Source organism: Delftia tsuruhatensis (assembly GCF_903815225.1).
Lineage (GTDB): Bacteria > Pseudomonadota > Gammaproteobacteria > Burkholderiales > Burkholderiaceae_C > Comamonas > Comamonas tsuruhatensis_A.
Window position 1 is genome coordinate 3,843,254 of the sequence record NZ_LR813084.1, and the last position, 18,699, is coordinate 3,861,952.

At 69.9% G+C, this 18,699-nt stretch carries 19 protein-coding genes; 13 read left to right on the forward strand and 6 right to left on the reverse strand.

The window, feature by feature from the left end; translation table 11 throughout:
• Window positions 1–446: 446 nt before the first annotated feature.
• Window positions 447–1,475, forward strand: a complete 1,029-nt coding sequence (locus L1Z78_RS17405) for a porin (RefSeq protein WP_234637641.1) — start codon at window positions 447–449, stop codon at window positions 1,473–1,475.
• 238 nt (window positions 1,476–1,713) lie between these two features.
• Window positions 1,714–1,878 (forward strand): hypothetical protein, encoded by a 165-nt coding sequence (locus L1Z78_RS17410; RefSeq protein ID WP_234637642.1) that lies wholly within the window; start codon window positions 1,714–1,716, stop codon window positions 1,876–1,878.
• 46 nt (window positions 1,879–1,924) lie between these two features.
• Here the strand turns inward: L1Z78_RS17410 and L1Z78_RS17415 are convergent, their stop codons facing one another.
• Genes L1Z78_RS17415 through L1Z78_RS17430 form a run of 4 tightly spaced genes read right to left on the reverse strand, consistent with a single transcriptional unit; the run spans window position 1,925 to window position 4,981 of the window.
• Window positions 1,925–2,608: a hypothetical protein gene (locus tag L1Z78_RS17415; RefSeq protein ID WP_234637643.1), complete on the reverse strand. Its 684-nt coding sequence runs from the start codon at window positions 2,606–2,608 to the stop codon at window positions 1,925–1,927.
• Entirely contained in the window at window positions 2,605–3,597 is a 993-nt protein-coding gene (locus L1Z78_RS17420) for an MlaD family protein (protein WP_234637644.1), read from the reverse strand. The genes L1Z78_RS17415 and L1Z78_RS17420 overlap by 4 nt, the downstream gene beginning before the upstream one ends.
• Before the next feature lie 49 nt (window positions 3,598–3,646).
• Window positions 3,647–4,450, reverse strand: coding sequence for an MlaE family ABC transporter permease (locus L1Z78_RS17425; protein ID WP_234637645.1), 804 nt, complete (start codon window positions 4,448–4,450; stop codon window positions 3,647–3,649).
• A gap of 60 nt (window positions 4,451–4,510) precedes the next feature.
• Window positions 4,511–4,981, reverse strand: coding sequence for a MerR family transcriptional regulator (locus L1Z78_RS17430; RefSeq protein ID WP_234637646.1), 471 nt, complete (start codon window positions 4,979–4,981; stop codon window positions 4,511–4,513).
• 39 nt (window positions 4,982–5,020) lie between these two features.
• On the opposite strand from L1Z78_RS17430, the gene L1Z78_RS17435 reads away from it, so the two are divergent.
• The 10 genes from L1Z78_RS17435 (at window position 5,021) to L1Z78_RS17480 (ending at window position 13,841) form a co-directional block, all read left to right on the forward strand.
• Window positions 5,021–7,213: a heavy metal translocating P-type ATPase gene (locus tag L1Z78_RS17435; RefSeq protein WP_234637647.1), complete on the forward strand. Its 2,193-nt coding sequence runs from the start codon at window positions 5,021–5,023 to the stop codon at window positions 7,211–7,213.
• Window positions 7,210–7,596, forward strand: a complete 387-nt coding sequence (locus L1Z78_RS17440; protein WP_234637648.1) for a DUF3703 domain-containing protein — start codon at window positions 7,210–7,212, stop codon at window positions 7,594–7,596. Before L1Z78_RS17435 ends, L1Z78_RS17440 begins: the two co-directional genes overlap by 4 nt.
• A 49-nt stretch (window positions 7,597–7,645) precedes the next feature.
• Complete coding sequence (locus L1Z78_RS17445; RefSeq protein WP_234637649.1) at window positions 7,646–8,092, forward strand: hypothetical protein; 447 nt, start codon at window positions 7,646–7,648, stop codon at window positions 8,090–8,092.
• 106 nt (window positions 8,093–8,198) lie between these two features.
• Window positions 8,199–8,549, forward strand: coding sequence for a hypothetical protein (locus L1Z78_RS17450; protein WP_234637650.1), 351 nt, complete (start codon window positions 8,199–8,201; stop codon window positions 8,547–8,549).
• Window positions 8,546–9,961, forward strand: coding sequence for a TolC family protein (locus tag L1Z78_RS17455; protein ID WP_234637651.1), 1,416 nt, complete (start codon window positions 8,546–8,548; stop codon window positions 9,959–9,961). Before L1Z78_RS17450 ends, L1Z78_RS17455 begins: the two co-directional genes overlap by 4 nt.
• A gap of 1 nt (window position 9,962) precedes the next feature.
• Window positions 9,963–11,345 (forward strand): multicopper oxidase family protein, encoded by a 1,383-nt coding sequence (locus L1Z78_RS17460; RefSeq protein WP_234637652.1) that lies wholly within the window; start codon window positions 9,963–9,965, stop codon window positions 11,343–11,345.
• 20 nt (window positions 11,346–11,365) lie between these two features.
• On the forward strand, window positions 11,366–11,857 hold the full coding sequence (locus tag L1Z78_RS17465) for a cupredoxin domain-containing protein (protein ID WP_234637653.1): 492 nt from the start codon (window positions 11,366–11,368) through the stop codon (window positions 11,855–11,857).
• A 33-nt stretch (window positions 11,858–11,890) separates the two neighbouring features.
• A complete protein-coding gene (locus tag L1Z78_RS17470) occupies window positions 11,891–12,400 on the forward strand; it encodes a DUF411 domain-containing protein (protein ID WP_234637654.1) in 510 nt (169 codons plus the stop codon).
• Window positions 12,401–12,415: 15 nt separating this feature from the next.
• The gene (locus L1Z78_RS17475) at window positions 12,416–12,775 is read left to right on the forward strand and encodes a copper-binding protein (RefSeq protein WP_234637655.1); all 360 of its coding nucleotides are present in this window, start codon (window positions 12,416–12,418) and stop codon (window positions 12,773–12,775) included.
• 55 nt (window positions 12,776–12,830) lie between these two features.
• Window positions 12,831–13,841: a P1 family peptidase gene (locus L1Z78_RS17480; RefSeq protein ID WP_234637656.1), complete on the forward strand. Its 1,011-nt coding sequence runs from the start codon at window positions 12,831–12,833 to the stop codon at window positions 13,839–13,841.
• 37 nt (window positions 13,842–13,878) lie between these two features.
• Here L1Z78_RS17480 and L1Z78_RS17485 read toward each other — a convergent pair whose 3' ends face one another.
• Window positions 13,879–15,024: an FAD-dependent monooxygenase gene (locus tag L1Z78_RS17485; protein ID WP_234637657.1), complete on the reverse strand. Its 1,146-nt coding sequence runs from the start codon at window positions 15,022–15,024 to the stop codon at window positions 13,879–13,881.
• A 173-nt stretch (window positions 15,025–15,197) separates the two neighbouring features.
• Between L1Z78_RS17485 and L1Z78_RS17490 the strand changes: the two genes are divergently transcribed.
• A complete protein-coding gene (locus L1Z78_RS17490; protein ID WP_234637658.1) occupies window positions 15,198–16,175 on the forward strand; it encodes an AraC family transcriptional regulator in 978 nt (325 codons plus the stop codon).
• 9 nt (window positions 16,176–16,184) lie between these two features.
• Here L1Z78_RS17490 and L1Z78_RS17495 read toward each other — a convergent pair whose 3' ends face one another.
• Complete coding sequence (locus L1Z78_RS17495; RefSeq protein WP_234637659.1) at window positions 16,185–18,677, reverse strand: DUF1631 family protein; 2,493 nt, start codon at window positions 18,675–18,677, stop codon at window positions 16,185–16,187.
• Window positions 18,678–18,699 lie beyond the last annotated feature (22 nt).

The following is an 18,699-nucleotide window of genomic DNA, read 5'->3' on the forward strand; positions in this document are numbered from 1 at the left end:
ACGCGGTTTGCAATCGGTTGCGTCATCACGCCTGCCCGCTGGCCGGTACGCCCCGCAATTCGCACCCAAGGAGCCTTGAATTGACCGCTGAGCACTCTGCAAAGGACCCGCTGCACATCCCTGGTGCCCGGGCACCAGGGATGTGCATGCAGACATTCAAGACGCGAGAGTGCAAAACACAAATTAAGTTTCGTCATAACTGTGTCAAAACTGCAACTTCGTGGCCGGCGCAATGCCTTGGATGCGTTGTAATACGCGGCTTAGCCAGTCACGCGCGCCTGCTCCGCCCCCTGCGAAGGCGCGCCGATGCCAGCCGGCCCCTGATGCGAAAACACCACTGTCCCAGGTTTGCCACGTAGCCCACCCCGGGCGATTGGTTCATCGTCTGGCCCGGTCACAGCACTGGCCAACCGTTTCCACTCTCCAACAATGAAAGACTCCTCAACATGAAACGTTCCTTCATCGCACTGGCCGCGACCCTGGCCTGCGCCGGCGCAGCCCATGCGCAAAGCTCGGTCCAGCTGACGGGCCTGGTGGATGCCTATGCAGGCTCCATGCGCATGGCCGGCGACGCCAACAGCAAGGGCGTCGTGGGTTCGGGCGGCATGACCACCTCCTGGTGGGGCATGAAGGGCCAGGAAGACCTGGGCGGCGGCCTGAAGGTCGACTTCCAGCTGACGGCCTTCATGCGTGTGGACACCGGCAGCCCCGGCCGTTTCGATGGCGACCCGTACTTCTCGCGCGATGCCAACGTCGGCCTGACCGGCGGCTTCGGCACGGTGCGCCTGGGCCGCGGCATGGCGCCCAATTTCCTGCCCACCATCCTGACCAACCCCTTCGGCGACTCCTTCACCATCTCGCCGCTGGTGCTGCACGCCAACGTGGGCACGGGCGCCTGGGGCTCGGCCAACCTGACCACGCCCTCCGACACCGGCTGGAGCAACCAGGTCGTCTACACCACGCCCAAGTTCGGCGGCCTGCAGGCCAACGTCCACTACCAGTTCGGTGAAAAGGGCGGCGACTCCGGCAAGAAGAACATCGGCGTGAACGCCCTGTACTTCGGCGGCCCGCTGAGCCTGGTGGCCTTCTACGAGCGCGCCCAGATCAGCAACCCCGTGAGCCTGGCCGTGATGCCCACCAAGACCGACTGGATGCTGGGCGGCACCTACAACTTCGAAGTGGCCAAGCTGTACGCGACCTATGGCCAGGCCAAGGTCAAGGACCTGGACCGCAAGAACAGCACCTACTCGCTGGGCCTGGATGTGCCGCTGACCTCGGCCGGCACCATCAAGGCCGCCCTGGCCCGCACCAAGGCCGAAGTGGGCGCCGTGGACTCCACGCGCACCACGGTCAGCCTGGGCTACGACCACTACCTGTCCAAGCGCACCGATGTCTACACCGTGCTCATGCACGACCGCATCACGGACCTGAAGTCGGGCACCAGCCTGATCGCGGGTATCCGCCACCGTTTCTAAGGCGACGCCCGGCCTGCCAGCACAGGCCGGGGATTCCGTCCCGCAGCTTTCAGCGAGGCTCTGCCTCGCTTTTTTTTGCCTGTCCCTCAGGTCGATAGGCAATTTCTTCCACTGCTTTTTTTCACGAACGTCAAGAGAGAAAGCGATTGTCTGACAGCCCCAGTGCGCAATCTGGTGTGCAATAGAGTCCAGGCCCAGCCCCAAGCTCCGCCTGCGCTAGCCAGACAAGGAGGCCACCATGCGCAGACCCAGCCCCCTCGGACGTCATCCCTTCATCGCCTTCTCCGCCACGGTCATCCTCGCCGTGGCCGCCAGCGTTGCCACCTTCTGGCTGGACAGCGCCGCCCCGGCCGCCGACACCCTGCTGCAAAAAGACCCGGGCGCCCTGCTGTCGTCCATGTGATCCGCCCGGTGCCTGCGGCACCTTGGGCCACGTGATGGCAGCGCGTTCAGCGGCCCGCCGTCGCCGACTTCTCCAGCAATGACAGCCTGCGCCGCGCGGCGTCGGCCTCCTGCGTCCGCCCCGCCTGGTCCCAGGCCTTGGCCTGCAGCAGCAGCCATGCCATGGCCGGACGGCTCCAGCCTTGCGCCGAAGCAGTGTCCACGCCCTGCTCCAGCAATTGCGGCGTGGCCTGGCCCGCACGCATCACCACAGCCGCGGCGACCAGCCGGGGCAGTGGCTCGCCGATCGATTGCACGACGACCGCCGCGCCAGCGGGGGACGCGATCAGCGCCTGCGCGACCGGGCGCTGGCTTTCAGGCAGCAGCGGCACGTCAGCGGGCTGGGACCGGCCGGCGAGATAGCGGGCATAGGCCGCCTCGGCCGGGGCCGCGTCGCGCGCCAGTGCCTGGTAGGCCGGGCAGTCATCCCATTCCAGGCTGGCCACCTGGGCGGCGCAGCGCATCAGCTCCAGCCGCGCGGCCAGGTCCGTGCGGCCGGTGGCCGCCACCTCGGCCCGCGCCTTGTCCCACTCCATGGCCTGTACCCGCTGGCGCCCTTGCAGATAGGCCGACGAAGCCCGCCGGGCGGCCGACTCGGCATTGAGCGCCCAGTCCGGCGCGGGCGGCTGGCCGCCGCAGGCGCACAGCAACAGTGCCAAGGCGCCGGCACACCCCGTCTTTGCGATCTTCATGGCAGCTTCAACTCCGGTGAATGTGCAAACGGCCACCTGCGCTGCAGGTCGGCCAGAACGCCTTCGAGGCGGCGCAGATTGCCTTCGACTTCGGCCCGCAGCGCTCCCAGGTCCGCCGTGGCCTCGCGCGCATTGGAGCCCACGGCCTGGGCTTCGGCCAGCACGGCGTCGACCTTGGACAGGGTGCGGCGCGTATCGGCCAGCAGGCCATTGAGCTGCACCACGGTGGAGCGTACCTCGGGCATGACGCCTCCGGCATCGAAGACCTGGCTGTCGGCACGCGCCACCATGCGCTCCATGCGCGCCAGCGTGGCGTTGGCGCGGTCGATCAGGGCGGACACCTTGCGGGCCTCCTGCTCGCTGCCCATGACCACGCCCAGCACGCCGCCCGGCCCCTGGATGCGCCCGGCCAGGCCGCGCAGCTCGGCCAGGGAGCCTCCCAGCGCAGAGTCCGCGGCCGTCAGCTGCGCGATATTGCCCAGCACCTCCTTGGCCGTGGCCATGATCTGCGGCAGCTCGGCCGTGGCGTCGCCGCGCAGCACGGGGCGTACCGCCTCGTCGGGCAAGGGCGGGTCGCTCAGGATGCCGCTGTAGGCCTTGATGGTCGTTCCACCGACCAGCCCCTTGACCAGGGTGAACACGCTGGACTCGCGCAGCCAGTGCGCGTCCTTGCGCGGCACGTCGATGAGGATGCGCACATTGCCGTCCGGCGCCAGCTCGATGCGCCGCACGCGGCCTATCGGAAAACCCGAGAAGGTCATGTCCATGCCCACGCTCACGCCCTCGGAGTCGTCGGCCGTCAGCACCAGGCGCTGCGTGGGCTCGAACACACCGCGTGAATAAAGCAGGTACAGCGCCGACCCCAGGATCAGCACCAGCGTGAACAGCAGCAGCCCTGCGGCCTTGGCGCGCAGATGGGCCACGGGCTTGAGGGCTTCGATTTCCTCGCCGTCCCAGGGGTCTGGCGGCGTGCGCCGCGTATCGTTCATGGCATTCCTTGTTCTGGCGCGGCCCGGGCCGCGCCGTGTTTCGCGGGTGTCAGTAATAGTTGCCCATGAGCGAGATCACCTCGATCAGCAGCAGCACGGCGAACATGCGCGCGAATCCGCCCAGTGCGGCGCCACCGAGCCGGTGGCGCCGCAGGGGCGCATACAGGCCCGAGGCCAGGGGCATGATGGCCACCGCGAGGCTGAAGAACCAGGTCTTGAGCACGAAGACCAGGGTCACGGCCGGCGTGAAGATCTGGCCGAAGATGCGCGTGTAGCCGGGCAGCCCGGCCAGGGTGAAGCCATAGACGCTCAGATAGACGGTGATGAGAGCCACCACGCAACTGAGCACGGCCAGCGTGACCGACGCGAACACCCCTGCGGCCGCGCGCGGCACCAGGGCCATGCGCAGCGGGTCAGCGCCACGCTCCTGCCAGGCCCTCAACTGCCCACGTGCGCGCAGTTGCGCGATCAGTGTGCCGTTGGGAATGGTGCAGCGCATGGCCACGAAGAGGGCCGCCGTCAGCGGGATCAGCTCGATCACCAGCACGCGCACCACCATCTCCAGCGCATAGCGTGACAGGCCGTAGCTCAGCGCCGTGACGATGACGATGCGCGTGATGACCGCGCACATCAGCGCGGCCAGGCCCGTGAACCCCAGCAGGATGGGCCCCGTCTGCACATAGATCTGGTGGGCCATGGCCCGTCGTGCACCACGTCGGTAGCTCGAAGGCGACATGGCCAGCACCAGCAGCACGGCGCCCAGGTACACGCTTCGCCCCCAGGCCAGCGCATGGTCGCGCAGCGCCGCCCAGGCGCGATCGGGAAGGGACAGGGCTGCGTGGCTCAGGCTCATCGGCCGATGATAGCGAGCCGCGCCGGGGCGGCCCGTCGGACGCAGGCGCCACCAATCGTGCTAGACATGCCGCTTCGCGGTGGCGCCGGCATTGCCCAGGGATGACGCCAGCGGCTCATCGGCCTGGGCGTGCAGGGCCTCGATCAGGTGGCAGTAGCTGTCCGTGCCATCGCACTGGCTGCGCAGCTGCATCAGTTCATGCTCCAGCGCACGCAACTCGGCCAGGCGTTCACGCACGTGGCCCAGGTGGGCATCGAGCGTCTCGTTGGCGGCCTCGCAGTCGGCCTTGCTCGCTCCGTCCAGCGCCAGCAGCCTGCGCACCTCGTCCAGCGACATGTCCATGGCCCGGCACAGGCGGATGAAACGCAGGCGGTGCACGTCGCTGTCGCTGTAGAGCCGGTACTGGTTGTCCTCGCGCGCACCCGCGCTGAGCAGCCTTTCCTTTTCGTAGTAGCGGATATTGGCCGCAGCAACGCCGGAGCGCCGGGCTGCCTCGCCGATGCGCCAGCGCGCAGATTCATGTTGTGACATGCTTGACCTTGAAGTGACTTCACCGTTTCCAATGCTCGCATGAACTCCAACCGCCTGCCAAGCCCTCCGGGCAACGAGGCCTTGAACGCCTCCCCTCCCCCTTCATCGTCCGCCTGCGGCACCGATTGCTGCGCTCCGTTCACCATCACGCAGCCGACGCCGGGCCGCAGGAAGGCCCACGACCAACAAGGCCATGACCATGGCCATGATCACGCGCATGGCGACGGGCATGACCATGATCATGGACACGACCACGACGAAAGCGATCCCCACGCCGGCCACGACCACAGCGTGCTGCCCGGCTGGCCGCGCATCGCGGCTGCCCTGGTCGCAGCGGTGCTGGCCGAGACGGCCCACTGGATCAGCGGCGCCCAGGGCGGCGTGCCGGCCCTTCAATACGGCGGTATGGCCGTGGCGGTGCTGGCCATCGTCCTGTCGGGGCTGGGTGTCTACAAGGCCGGCATCCGGGATGTGCTGCGCCTGAAGCTGGGCATCCACGCGCTGATGGCCGTGGCCGTCACGGGCGCCTTCCTGATCGGCCAATGGCCCGAGGCCGCCATGGTCATGGCGCTGTATGCCGCCGCCGAGCGCATCGAGGACCAGGCCATGGACCGCGCGCGCAACGCCATCCGCAGCCTGCTGCAGATGGCCCCCGAAACCGCCGACCTGATCGGACCCGACGGCCAGGTGCGCAAGATGGCCGCGACCGAAGTGCCTCTGGATGCCGTGGTGCGCGTGGCACCGGGCGCGCGCGTTCCGCTGGATGGCGTGGTCGTGCGCGGCGAAAGCTCGGTCAACCAGGCGCCCATCACAGGTGAAAGCGCCCTGGCCGACAAGGCACCCGGCGATGAACTCTACGCCGGCAGCATCAACCAGGATGGCGAACTGCAGATGCGCGTCATGGCGCCGGCCAACGACAGCCTGATCGCGCGCATCGTCCATGCCGTGGAGCAGGCCCAGGCCTCGAAGGCGCCGACGCAGCGTTTCGTGGACCGCTTCGCCGCCATCTACACGCCCATCGTGCTGGTGCTGGCCATCGCCCTGTTCCTGCTGGCGCCCCTGCTGATGGACTGGGGCTGGCGCGAGGCCGCCTACCAGGCGCTGGCGCTGCTGGTCATCGCCTGCCCCTGCGCCCTGGTGCTGTCCACTCCCGTGACCGTGGTCAGCGCGCTGACGGCCGCCGCGCGGAGAGGCCTGCTGATCAAGGGCGGCCAGGCACTGGAATCCGCTCGCAAGCTGCGGGCCATCGCCCTGGACAAGACCGGCACGCTGACCACGGGCAGCCCCCGCCTGGTGGAATGGCGGTCCGTGAGCGAAGCCACCGCCGACGCCACCGCCACAGCCGATACCGAACGCGTCGCCGCACATGCGCTGGCCCTGGCCGGCCGCTCCGACCACCCGGTCTCGCGTGCCATTGCCACCGGGCTGCAGGCCGACGCACCTGTTGCTGCCCATGCTGCCCGTGTCACGGTGAGCCGGCTGCTGGCCCTGCCCGGCCGAGGCGTGCAGGCCGACATCGACGGTCAGCCCTGGACACTGGCCAACCTGCGCTGGGTGCAGGAGCAAGGCTGGGACAGCGCCGCGCTGCGCGCCAGCCTGGCCAGCCATGAGGCCCAGGGCCGCACCGTGACCCTGCTGGCCGATGCCGGCGGCGTGCGGGCCCTGTTCGCCGTGGCCGACCCGCTGCGCCCGCAGGCCCGCGAGGCCGTGGCCCGGCTCCAGGCCCTGGGCGTGCAGCCCGTGGTGCTCAGTGGCGACAACACGGCCACCGTGCGCTCCATCGCGGCCGAGGCCGGCATCGAGGACGCGCGCGGCAGCCTGCTGCCGCAGGACAAGCTCGACGCCCTGGCCGATCTGCAGCGCACGCGCGGCCCCACGGCCATGACGGGCGACGGCATCAACGATGCCCCGGCCCTGGCGCAGGCCGACATCGGCTTTGCCATGGGCGGCATGCACAGCACGGGCATGGCCATGGAGACCGCCGACGTGGTGCTCATGAACGACGACCTGCGCCGCCTGCCCGAAGTCGTGGAACTGTCGCGCAGCGCCCATTCCGTGCTCTGGCAGAACATCGCCCTGTCGCTGGGCGTCAAGCTGCTGTTCTTCGGCCTGGCGCTGGCCGGCAACGCCAGCATGTGGCTGGCCGTGCTGGCGGACATGGGCGTGAGCCTGCTCGTGGTCGCCAACGGCCTGCGCCTGCGCCGCTGGGGCAGCGACAAGGAGAACACATGACGCCGGGCCAGCGGCGCGCCGCTTTCGCGCATCTGCTGGGCAGCTTCCGGGCCAGCGCCGACCAGCCCCCTCAAAGACGCTGGCTGCTGCTCGAAGCCAGCCATGTGCTCGGCCAGGAGATGCTGGGCCTGCACTGGCGCTCCCACTGGTGGATGCTGCGCCACGCATTGCAGTTGCGCGACGCGGGCGAGGTATCGGGCCAGCTGCTGCGCCTGGCCCTGGTGCCGGCGGGACACCTGCTGAACCGGCTGCCGCGCGGCAACATCGGCCGCGCCACCGTGCCCGCCACGCTGCCGATGGAGATGCCTCCCGCCATCTCGGCGCTGATCGCCGAGGCGCTGCGCGCCACGCGCGGGCGGACGGCGCGCAGGCCCCCGGCCTGAGGGAACTTCCACCCTCCATCCGGTATCATCCATGCCTATGCGCCGCCCCTTGTCCATTGTCATGGTCTTGCTGCTGGTCCTCCGGGGCCTGCTGGGCGACGCCATGGCCATGGGCGCGGCGCCAGTGCCCAGCGTGCACCCCGCACATGCCGCCGAGGCGCACCACCATGCACCCGAGCTGGCACAGGCGTTCCTGGCCGCCGCAGACTCGCCGGAGAATGCGCAGCATGGCGCGCATTCGGCACCTGCCCCGCACCATGCGGCCGGGCCCGCGCAGGCAAGCCCAACCTCGTGCGTGGAGGGCAACGCGTCCGCCTGTGGCGGACATGAGCACGGCCCCAGCTGCACGCTGTGCGGCATCTGCCACTCGGCCCTGTTCACCCCTGGCGGCATCGAGCCCCATGGCGCGTTCTCCCAGGCCAGCCTGCGCCCCCAGGGCAGCGAGCGCTTCGCCAGCGCAGCGCTGCTGCAAGCCATCAAGCCACCCATTTCCTGAAGCCTGACGCCCGAAGTGCGTCCGCAGCGAGCCTGCCGTCCCGAACCAGGGTCGGCATGAGGTCCGGCTGCGGATGCGTTGTCCGTTTCGCCTTCAGGAGATCACCATGCGCCACGCGCATCTTCTCGCCCCCCTGGGGCTGGCGGCCTTGCTGGCCACCAGCCCGCCGATACATGCCCAGGCCCGCGATGGCCAGGCCTCCCCACCGACTCCGACCGTCCCGCAGCCCAGTGCCCTGGACCCCTCGGCCCCGCGGCTGCCGCTGCGCCACACGGCCTTGGCGCCCAGCGGCGCCGTGTCCCAGGAATGGGCGGACTGGCGCGAGGCCAATGCGGCCGTCGCCGAGTTCCCGCGCGGCCATGTGGACATCCTGCGCTGGGAAGCCGGGCAGGCAGGCCCATCCGTACCGCCACCGCCTGCCCATGGCACGCATGGCGCGCACGGAGGCAAGCCATGACCCGCCGCCGCTTGTCCCTGACCCGCCTGGCCGCCGCCGCCAGCACCGTGGTGGTGCTGGCGGGCTGCGCCAGCGTCTCGCCCGACGGATTGCGCGGAGCGGTCCAGTCGCACACGGCATCGCGCCTGCCCGATGGTGCCCAGTTGCCGGCCACCGACGCCCAGGCCGAACAGGCTGCCCAGGAACGCATTGCGCAATGGCTGCTTCAGCCCCTGGACGCCGAACAGGCCGTGCGCATCGCGCTGCTCAACAACGCCGGCCTGCGCGCCCGGCTGGCACAGCTGGGCGTGGAGGATGCCGAGCGTGTCCAGGCCCTGACCCTGCCCAACCCCGCCCTGTCACTGAGCCGGTCCATCACCGGCAGCGAGCGGGAGATCGGCCGGCAACTGGGCTTCGATCTGGTCAGCCTCATCACCCTGCCCTGGCGCACCCGCTGGCTGGGCCTGCAGATGGAGCAGGCCACGCTGTCGGCCGCGCAGGACGTGGTGCTGCTGGCCGCCGACACGCGCCGCGCCTGGCTGCATGCCGTCACCGCGCGCCAGCAGCTGGCCGCCGCCGAACGCATGCATGAGGCCGCCGAGGCGGGTGCCGAGCTGGCGCGCCGCATGGCCCGCGTGGGCAACTACAGCCGGCTGCAGCAGGCGCGCGAACTCAGCATCCAGCATGAGACAGCCGCCCAGCTGGCGCGGGCACGGCTGTCCGCGGACGTGGCGCATGAGCAGCTGGCGCGCGTGCTGGGCCTGTGGGGCACGCGCACGGCCTTGCGCCTGCCCGACCAGTTACCGGCCATCCCCCAGGCTGCCACGGCATTGCGCGACGGCGACGACGCCGAAGCCACCGCGCTGCGCGAGCGCCTGGACCTGCGCGCCCTGCGCCTGGACCTGGACCATCTGGCAGACCGCAGCGGCTGGGCGCGCCTGGGCGCGATGTTCGGCGACATCGGCCTGAGCTACAGCCGCAATACCAGCAGCGGCAGCGATACCGCCACGCGCGGCTGGGGCATCGACATGCCGCTGCCCCTGTTCGACTGGGGCGGTGCCGCCAATGCGCGCGCGCGCGCCCAGGTCCAGCGCAGCGCGGCCTTGCTGCAGCAGGGCGCCATCCGTGCACGCGGCGAAGCGCGCAGCAGCTGGCTGCGCTACCGCACGGCCTGGGATCTCGCCTACCAGCAGCAGTCCGAGGTGCTGCCCCTGCGCCGCTTCATCCAGGAGGAATCCATGCTCCGCTACAACGGCATGCTGCTGAGCACCTGGGAACTGCTGGCAGAAGCGCGCGCCAGTGCCCAGGCCGTGGCCACGGCCACCGAGGCCCAGCGCGACTTCTGGCTGGCCGACATCGACCTGCAGCTGGCGCTGACCAGCAGCACCCCGGGCGAGACCACCGCCCTGTCCTCGAACGAAGCGAGCCAATGACATGAAACGCCGCAACTTCTTCACCGGCGCGGCCGTGGCCGCCGTCTCCGGCGCCGCCGTCAGCCGCGTGGCCCTGGCCGCGCTGCCCGAGGCCGCCAGCCAGTCCTCGGCCGAAACCGCCGCGCCGCTGGCACCGCCCAACGGCCGCCCCTATCAACCCGTGGTCACGCTCAACGGCTGGACCGCACCCTGGCGCATGAACGCCGGCGTCAAGGAATTCCACCTCGTCGCCGAACCCGTGGTGCGCGAGGTGGCGCCGGGCTTCTTCGTCAACATGTGGGGCTACAACGGCCAGAGCCCGGGGCCGACCATCGAGGTGGTCCAGGGCGACAAGGTCCGCATCTTCGTGACCAACCGCCTGCCCGAGCACACCACCATCCACTGGCATGGCCAGCGCCTGCCCAACGGCATGGACGGTGTCGGCGGGCTGAACCAGCCCCACATTCCGCCCGGCAAGACCTTCGTCTACGAGTTCACGGCGCGCCGCCCCGGCACCTTCATGTACCACCCGCATTCCGACGAGATGGTGCAGATGGCCATGGGCATGATGGGCCTGTGGATCACCCATCCCCGGCCGGCCCATCCGCTGATCAGCGAGGTGCAGCGCGACTATGCCTTCCTGCTGTCGGCCTATGACGTGGAGCCGGGCTCGATGACGCCGCGCGTGGCCGAGATGGTGAACTTCAACATCTGGACCTTCAACAGCCGCGCCTTTCCCGCCATCAGCCCCCTGGTCGCCCGGCGGGGCGACCGCGTGCGCATGCGCGTGGGCAACCTGACCATGACCAACCACCCCATCCACGTGCATGGCCACGAGTTCGAGGTCACGGGCACGGACGGCGGCCCGGTCCCCAAGGGCGCACGCTGGCCCGAGGTCACCACCGACGTGGCCGTGGGCCAGATGCGTCAGGTCGAGTTCATCGCCGACGAGCCCGGCGACTGGGCGCTGCACTGCCACAAGAGCCACCACACCATGGGCGCCATGGGGCACAGCCTGCCCACCATGATCGGCGTGGACCACCGGGGCCTGGTAGGCAAGATCCAGAAGATCCTGCCCGACTACATGGTCATGGGCGAGCGTGGCATGGGCGACATGGCGGCGATGGAGATGCCACTGCCCGACAACACCTTCCCGATGATGACCGGCACCGGTCCCTTCGGCCCCATCGAGATGGGCGGCATGTTCACCACGCTCAAGGTGCGCGAAGGGCTGGGCGCGGACGACTACAAGGACCCGGGCTGGTTCAGCCACCCCAAGGGGACGGTGGCCTATGAATGGCAGGGTGCGCCGGCTGCCGCCTCGGCGCCACGCCAGACCGCGCCCGGCCAGTCCCCCGGCGCCCCCAGCGTACGCAAGCCCGGTGCGGGCCATGAGCACCATTGAAGCCACCCCAGGAGCACACCATGAAGACGATTGAACTGATCTGCGCCGCCCTGCTGCTGGCAGGCCCCGCTGCCGCCTTTGCGCATGGCAGCGAAAACCATGACAAGCCCGCCAATGCACCCGTGGTCAAGGAGCAAAAGCCCTGGGGCATTGCCGGCGACGCCGCAGCCGCCAAGCGCACCATCACGCTGGACATGACCGACAACATGCGCTTCACGCCCGACCGCATCAGCGTCAAGCGCGGCGAGACCGTGCGCCTGCGCGTGGCCAACAAGGGCCAGATCCTGCACGAGATCGTGCTGGGCACGCCCGCCTCGCTCGAAGAGCACTCGCAGATGATGCTCAAGTTCCCCACCATGGAGCATGGCGAGCCCTACATGGCCCATGTCTCGCCCGGCAAGTCCGGCGACCTGGTCTGGAACTTCAACCGCGAAGGCAGCTTCGACTTCGCCTGCCTGATCCCCGGCCATTACCAGGGCGGCATGCGGGGCTCCATCACGGTGACGCCATGACCCTTCCCAACCGCAACCCCAAGGAAAGCCTCCATGAGCCTTGAACACACGACATCCGCCCCTGCACGCCGCGCCGTGCTGCGCCGCCTGGCCCTGGCCGGCGTGGCGCTCGCCGCGCCCGCCCTGTGGGCGGCCGCGCCCGCCAAGCGCATTCCCGTCGAAGTCTGGAAAGACCCCAGCTGCGGCTGCTGCCAGGACTGGGTCGTGCACATGGAGCAAAACGGCTTCGCCGTGACCGTGCACGACACCGGCAACAACGCCGTGCGCGCCAAACTGGGCCTTCCCACGCGGCTGGGCTCCTGCCACACGGCCCTGGTCGAGGGCTATGTGCTCGAAGGCCATGTGCCCGCGGCCGATGTGCACAAGCTGCTCAGGCAAAAGCCCAAGGCATTGGGCATCGCCGTGCCCGGCATGCCCGTGGGCAGCCCCGGCATGGACGGCCCCGAATACGGCGGCCGCAAGGACCCCTACGACGTGCTGCTGGTCACCAAAAACCTCATGAACAGCGACGTCACCACCCAGACCTTCACCAGCTACCGCTGATCCCAGGAGAACACCATGCAACACCCATCTGCCCGCTCCACCTGCCTGGCCCTGGCCTTCGCGCTTTTGCCGGGCTGGGCCCTGGCCACCTCACATGACCACTCAGGCCATGGCGCCCCCACCGCCCAGGCCGCTCCGGCGGCATCCAGCCAGGATCTCAGCGAAGGCGAGGTCACGCGCTGGGACGCGCGCGCCAACAAGGTCACCATCCGCCACGGCGAACTCAAGAACCTGGGCATGCCGCCCATGACCATGGTCTTCCAGCTGCGCGTGCCCGCTCCCGCCCCCTCGCTCAAGCCCGGCGACAAGGTGCGGTTCCGCGCCGAGCAGGACAACGGCAGCTTCGTGGTCACCGAGCTCGAAGTCCGGGGGTGACGGCCTGCGGATTCGGCTAAGGTGGAGGCCTGTCCATCACCGAGCAGAGCAGCGCATGCACCGCACCGACTCCGACCCCGGCTCCCTCACCCGTGTACAGGGCATCGAAGTGGGCCACCATACCGATGCCCGTCGGCCCACAGGTTGCACCGTCGTGCTGGCGCGCGGTGGAGCCGTGGGCGGCTGCGACGTGCGGGGGGCCGCCCCCGGCACGCGCGAAACCGATCTGCTGCACCCGGGCAACCTGGTGCAGCAGGTGCATGCGGTCATGCTCTCGGGCGGCAGCGCATGGGGACTGGATGCGGCCGGCGGCGCCATGCGCTGGCTCGACGAACAGGCCATAGGCCTGGATGTGGGCGTGGGCCGCGTGCCCATCGTGCCAGCCGCCGTGCTGTTCGACCTGGCCGTGGGCGACAGCCGCATCCGGCCGGATGCCGAGGCCGGCTACGCGGCCTGCCGTGCCGCCAGTTCCAGGCCGCCCGCCGAAGGCAATGTGGGCGCGGGTGCCGGCGCCTGCGTGGGCAAGGTCTTCGGCATGGAGCGCGCCATGAAGGGCGGCATAGGCACGGCCTCGCTGACCGTGCACGGCGTCACCGTGGGTGCGTTGATCGCCTGCAATGCCGTGGGCGATGTGGTGGACCCACACAGCGCAGCGTTGCTGGCCGGTGCCCGCAGCCCCGATGGTCGCCAGTTGCATGACACCTGCCGCGCCCTGTTGCGGGGCGAGGAGCCGCGGCCGCTGCTGGCCGGCACGAACACCACCATCGGCGTCGTCGCCACCGATGCGGCGATCACCAAGGTCCAGGCCCAGCGATTGGCCGTGGTCTCCCATGACGGCCTGGCGCGCGCCATCCGCCCGGTACACACCATGAGCGACGGCGACACGCTGTTCGCACTGGGAACGGGCCTTGCCGGACGCTCGCTGGGCATGCTGACCCTGTCGGCCATGGCCGCCGAGGCCGTGGCCCTTGCCACGGTGCGTGCCGTGCTGGCGGCGCAGTCACTGACCACGGACCAAGGACTGGATCTGCCCTGCGCCAGGGAGCTGGCCGCGTGCCGGCCATGAACGCCATGGCCCGCTGTGCACGCCGGGCACAACGGGTTCAGGCCGCCAGTGCGACGGCCCAGGCATCGTAGCCGTAGACCCCATCGGCATTGCCACCCGCGCGCAGCCAGTTGTTGCCGCGCGAACCGATCTGGATCTCGCTGGTGCGCTGCATGCGCATGGCCTGATAGCGCGCCAGGGCGGCGGACACCTGCTGCGACTCCCCGGCGGCAGCCAGATTGCGCGCCAGCACCACGGCGTCCTCGATGGCCATGCCCGCGCCCTGGGCCATGAAGGGCATCATGGGGTGGCAGGCGTCGCCCAGCAGCGTCATGCGGCCCCGGGACCATTCGGGGAGCGGATCGCGCTCATACAGGGCGGTCTTGAGGACAGAATCACAGGCGTCCAGCAACGCACGGGCATCGGGATGGAAGCCGGCATAGAAGCCGCGCAGCTCGTCGACGCTGCCCGGCGTGGTCCAGGACTCCTCATGCCAGGAATCCTGCGCCGTGGTGGCGAAGATGAAGGTATCGCGCCCCTGGTTCAGCGGAAAGGTCACGATCTGGCTTTGCGGCGTGGCACCCCACCACTTGGTGAAGGCCTGGATGTCGGGCACATGGCGCACACGTTCGGTGGGCACGACCGCACGGAAGGCCACCACGCCCGTGAAACGCGGGCTTTCGGCGCCGAACAGGGCCGCGCGCACGACGGAGTGGATGCCGTCCGCGCCGATGAGCGCGTCCAGCCCCGCCACCTCGCTGCCGTCGTTGAAGCCGATGTCCACGCCATCCGGCCCCTCCACGATACGGCTGGCACGCTTGCCCAGTTGCACCTGCGCCAAGGGGAAGGCATCGGCCAGCGCAGCCAGCAGGTCGGCGCGGTGGATGGTCAGTTGCGGCGCACCGTACTTGCGCTCGGCCTCGTCCCCCATGGCCAGGCGAGAGGTCTCCTCGCCCGTGTCCCAGCTGCGGCTGATGCGGTGCGTGGGCCGGGCGGCGCTGGCGCGCACGGCGGCGGCGATGCCCGGCCCCAGGCCGTCCAGGGCCCGCACGGCATTGGGCGTGAGATTGATGTCCGCGCCCACGCGCAGGAACTGCCGGCTTTGCTCGAACACCAGCACCTCATGCCCTGCCTGATGCAGCGCATTGGCGGCGGCCAGCCCTCCGATGCCTGCTCCCACGATGCCTATTCTCAAACGCGCCATGATGTCTGTCTCCTTGCGATGCGATGTCCTGTGGAGATGCGCGCCAAGACATGGAACGCATCGTGGGAGGCATTGTCTTTCCGACCTCCCTGGCGGCTCAACCTCCGCAACGCCCGATTTGGGTACGATTCGTCCCCATCCCGGTCCACCGCCCCCGAGCCCTCTTGAACCCCATGTCCAGCGATGCCCTGAGCGATGTGCTCGCCATCTGCCGCGCCGAGCACGCTGTGACCGCGCATTTCGCGCTGCACGCGCCCTGGGGCCTGTCCTCTGCCGGCGTGTCCGGCGCCATGATCCGCATGGCGCGCGGCGCCCCCTACTGGCTGGGCCTGCCCGGTGCAGCCCCCCTGCGGGTGGAGCCCGGCGACCTGGTCATGCTGGCACAGGGCACGGCACACACCATGGCCTGCGCGCCTGGCACGCCATTGACCCCCTTCGGCACGCTGGTGCCGCCCCACGTGGTGGGCACCCAGGACGAGCAGCCGCTGGTCCTGCGCCATGGCGGCCCCGCGGACGGCCCGCCCGATACGGACATGTTCTCCGCCATGCTCTGGTTTTCCGCTTACTGCCGCCACTCGGTGCTGCGCATGCTGCCGCCGTTGATCCATGTCCGTGCCCGTGAACTGCCACTGGCCGGCGGCCTGGCCGCCACCATGCAGGCCCTGGTCACCGAAACGCTGGACCGGCGCCCGGGCTGGCGCCTTTCGGCGGCGCGCATGGGAGAGCTGCTGCTGATCAATATCCTGCGCGAGCATCTGGCGGGGCCCGCCGCACTCAGCGAAGGTGGCCTGCGGGGGCTCACCCATCCGGCCATCGCGCGTGCCGTCCGTGCCATGCACCATGCGCCCCAGCAGCCCTGGAGCGTGCAGACGCTGGCCTCAGAAGCCGGCATGTCGCGCTCGCGCTTCAGCGAAACCTTCAGGCACCTGGTCGGCGCCACCCCCATGGGCTACCTGACGGCGCACCGCATGGCCCTGGCCGCCGAACAGCTGGAGACTGGCCTGCTGTCCGTGGCCCAGGCCGCCGCGCAGGCTGGCTATGAGTCCGACAAGGTGTTCGCACGGGCCTTTCGCCGCTGGTCGGGCCAGACGCCCGCGGCCTATGTGCGCAGCCAGGCACTGCAGCGGGCGCTCAGCGGATCGGCAGGCTGAGGCGGCGCCTCACTCCACGCGCCGCAGTTGCCCCTGCGCCAGGAGCTTGTCACGCATGCGGCGGGTCATGGACTGCGTGCTGCCATCGGTGGCCGTGAACAGGAACAGCGTCTGCTGCGGGCTGACCCAGGTCAGCTGGGTGCGCAGGCGCTGCCTGGCGTTGGACAACTCCACCCAGATGCCCAGGGCCCAGTCCTCCGACACCAGGGGCGCGGCGGGAACCTCGGCGGCGGCAGGTTCCGCGGGCAGTTCAGGCTCCTGCAGCAACCCAGGCTCCTGCGGCATTCGTGGTGACGCCGGCAACGGACCGGCTTCAGGTGGCGGTGGCCGGGAGGACTGCCTGGCAGGCATCGCCTCCGGCACGATCTGGACTTCGCTGCCCTCTGGGGAAAGCGCGTGCGCATCCAGCGGTGCGGGCATGGAGGCGGCCACGCCGAAAAGCGACTGTGGCAGGCGCGCCGACAGGCCGGCCGGCTGGGACGGCAGCGATGCCAGCGCCGACTCCGACCCGTAGACGGTGGGCGGCACGGAGTCCAGGTAGATGTCCACGCTCTCTATGGGCTGGCGCACCACGCCTGCGTCGAGGGCATCCTGGTGCAGCCCGGCCAGGCGGGCGGCGAAGGCCTGGATCTCCTCCTCGGTGCGACCCACGCTGCGCAGGCCGGCCCTCAACCTGGCCTGCAATCGCGGAGCCAGGGCCACCAGGCGATCGGTATCGCGGCCGGCATGCGCGGAAACACTCCACAGCAGGCTGGGAACCAGGGCCAGATAGCCGCCAGGATCCCGGGCCTCGCTGCCATCCACCGGCTCCTGAACGCTGGCGATCACCTCGGCCCAGGGACCGGTGGCGAATTCGAGAATGTCGTCGGGCACGCCCTGCGCGCTGGGCAGCCGGCGGATGGCCGCGGCGATCTGCTCGGCCCGGGGCATGGCCGATTCAGGCCAGCGCGCATCCTGCCCGCTCCTGTCGACGCGCCCGAGCGCCGCCGTGACCAGCCCGGGCACCGAGCCGCCTTCAGCCGCCTCATGGCCCGCCGGGGGCTGCAGGCCGCTCCCACCCCACCCCTCCCGCAATTGCTGCAGCACCGACGCAAAGGCCGAGGCGTCGATGCGGGGCAAGGCCGCCAGCCGCATGGCGGCAGAATCGGCCACCTGCTGGAACTGGTCGTAACCGGGCGCCGATTCGCTGTCGAACCACAGGCTGCGCGCCGTCAGCTCATCGAGCAACTGCCGCGCGGGGTGGTTGCGGTCATCGAAGAATCGCGCGTCCTGGACCACCAGCTGCTGAAGCAGTGGCTCCAGCCGGCCCACCGTGCGCTGCACGGCGGGCAGCAGGCGCGTATCGGCCGCCATGAAGCGCATCATGCGCCGCAAGGTATTGAGCGCCGCGCCGTCATCCGCCTGCGGGCCGGCAGCCGTCTCCTGCTGCGGCTGCAACGCCTGCATCAGCTGTTCGAGCTGTGCCGAATGGTGCTGTACGGACTCCAGCGCCATGCAGCTCAGCGAAGTCCATCCTTCCGGCAGTGCGGCCAGCACCGTGGGAGCGATCTCGCCAGCCTGCCAGGCCGTGGCCGCAGGCAAGGAGTCGGGCATGGACAACGGTGTGTGCTGGGCCAGGGCCAGCATCGAGGAAGGCGCGGCGGCAGGAGCCTCGCGCAGCGATTCCATCCAGCGCGGATCGGACAGCAGCGCCGCCACCAGGCGCCGCGTCAGTTCATCCTCCTGCGCCTGCTGGCCATAGGCGCCATATGCACGGCTCTGGGCCAGCGCATCGCCGTAATGGGAAGGCGCGCGCCAGCGGCTGTGCGCCTGCTGGTCGGATTGGCGCCGGCCATGGTCGAGCACCGGCGCCTGCACGGGCGAGACACCATAGGCAGCGGGCTGCACACCCTGGTCGCGCAGCGACTGGGCGATATGGCTGTACTCGGACACCAGCAGCGCACCCAGATGCTCACGCATGAAGCCCATCCAGCAGGCGGCAGGGCCGGGCTCCACCCCGGTCTCGTCGATCACGCGCTGCAGCGCCCGCACATAGCTCTGGGGCCTGAGCGGATTGCGCTCGGGCTGGACACGCTCCAGGCCTTGGATGGCACTGACCAGCGCATCCAGTTCGGCCAGCGCGATCTCCACCTGGGGCGCCACGTGCTGGAGCAGGCGCTGATGGGCCAGTTGCGACTGCAGCACGGCGTCATCGAGCAGGGACAAGGACGCGAAACCGGTGCCGCCGGAGCCTGCCGGCCAGACCGACGATTCGCCGGACTGCCCGAAGCACTCCAGCAGCGCCCGGCCATAGCCCTTGAGCATGGCTGCCCGATGGCGGGACAGCAGCTCCAGTGCCTCGGGGATTTCGGGGCGGCGTGGCAAGCCCGTGCCGGGCAGATCGGCCTGCTCCATGGCATGGGCCGTGCGCTGCAGCAGCCGCAGGATCAGCGCCTCCGAGCCACGCACAGCCTGCACCAGGCAGGCTTGCAACGCGGCAACAGAAACGGGTGGAGGATTCATGGCCCGAAGAATACAGGCTCCA

What these genes read in the sequence shown, in the direction of transcription:
- L1Z78_RS17450 (WP_234637650.1), top strand. Translation starts at nt 8,199, where the DNA reads ATGCGCCACGCGCATCTTCTCGCCCCCCTGGGGCTGGCGGCCTTGCTG.
- L1Z78_RS17435 (WP_234637647.1), top strand. Translation starts at nt 5,021, where the DNA reads ATGAACTCCAACCGCCTGCCAAGCCCTCCGGGCAACGAGGCCTTGAAC.
- L1Z78_RS17490 (WP_234637658.1), top strand. Translation starts at nt 15,198, where the DNA reads ATGTCCAGCGATGCCCTGAGCGATGTGCTCGCCATCTGCCGCGCCGAG.
- L1Z78_RS17475 (WP_234637655.1), top strand. Translation starts at nt 12,416, where the DNA reads ATGCAACACCCATCTGCCCGCTCCACCTGCCTGGCCCTGGCCTTCGCG.
- L1Z78_RS17465 (WP_234637653.1), top strand. Translation starts at nt 11,366, where the DNA reads ATGAAGACGATTGAACTGATCTGCGCCGCCCTGCTGCTGGCAGGCCCC.
- L1Z78_RS17415 (WP_234637643.1), bottom strand. Translation starts at nt 2,608, where the DNA reads ATGAAGATCGCAAAGACGGGGTGTGCCGGCGCCTTGGCACTGTTGCTG.
- L1Z78_RS17430 (WP_234637646.1), bottom strand. Translation starts at nt 4,981, where the DNA reads ATGTCACAACATGAATCTGCGCGCTGGCGCATCGGCGAGGCAGCCCGG.
- L1Z78_RS17470 (WP_234637654.1), top strand. Translation starts at nt 11,891, where the DNA reads ATGAGCCTTGAACACACGACATCCGCCCCTGCACGCCGCGCCGTGCTG.
- L1Z78_RS17455 (WP_234637651.1), top strand. Translation starts at nt 8,546, where the DNA reads ATGACCCGCCGCCGCTTGTCCCTGACCCGCCTGGCCGCCGCCGCCAGC.
- L1Z78_RS17410 (WP_234637642.1), top strand. Translation starts at nt 1,714, where the DNA reads ATGCGCAGACCCAGCCCCCTCGGACGTCATCCCTTCATCGCCTTCTCC.
- L1Z78_RS17440 (WP_234637648.1), top strand. Translation starts at nt 7,210, where the DNA reads ATGACGCCGGGCCAGCGGCGCGCCGCTTTCGCGCATCTGCTGGGCAGC.
- L1Z78_RS17485 (WP_234637657.1), bottom strand. Translation starts at nt 15,024, where the DNA reads ATGGCGCGTTTGAGAATAGGCATCGTGGGAGCAGGCATCGGAGGGCTG.
- L1Z78_RS17405 (WP_234637641.1), top strand. Translation starts at nt 447, where the DNA reads ATGAAACGTTCCTTCATCGCACTGGCCGCGACCCTGGCCTGCGCCGGC.
- L1Z78_RS17460 (WP_234637652.1), top strand. Translation starts at nt 9,963, where the DNA reads ATGAAACGCCGCAACTTCTTCACCGGCGCGGCCGTGGCCGCCGTCTCC.
- L1Z78_RS17480 (WP_234637656.1), top strand. Translation starts at nt 12,831, where the DNA reads ATGCACCGCACCGACTCCGACCCCGGCTCCCTCACCCGTGTACAGGGC.
- L1Z78_RS17420 (WP_234637644.1), bottom strand. Translation starts at nt 3,597, where the DNA reads ATGAACGATACGCGGCGCACGCCGCCAGACCCCTGGGACGGCGAGGAA.
- L1Z78_RS17425 (WP_234637645.1), bottom strand. Translation starts at nt 4,450, where the DNA reads ATGAGCCTGAGCCACGCAGCCCTGTCCCTTCCCGATCGCGCCTGGGCG.
- L1Z78_RS17495 (WP_234637659.1), bottom strand. Translation starts at nt 18,677, where the DNA reads ATGAATCCTCCACCCGTTTCTGTTGCCGCGTTGCAAGCCTGCCTGGTG.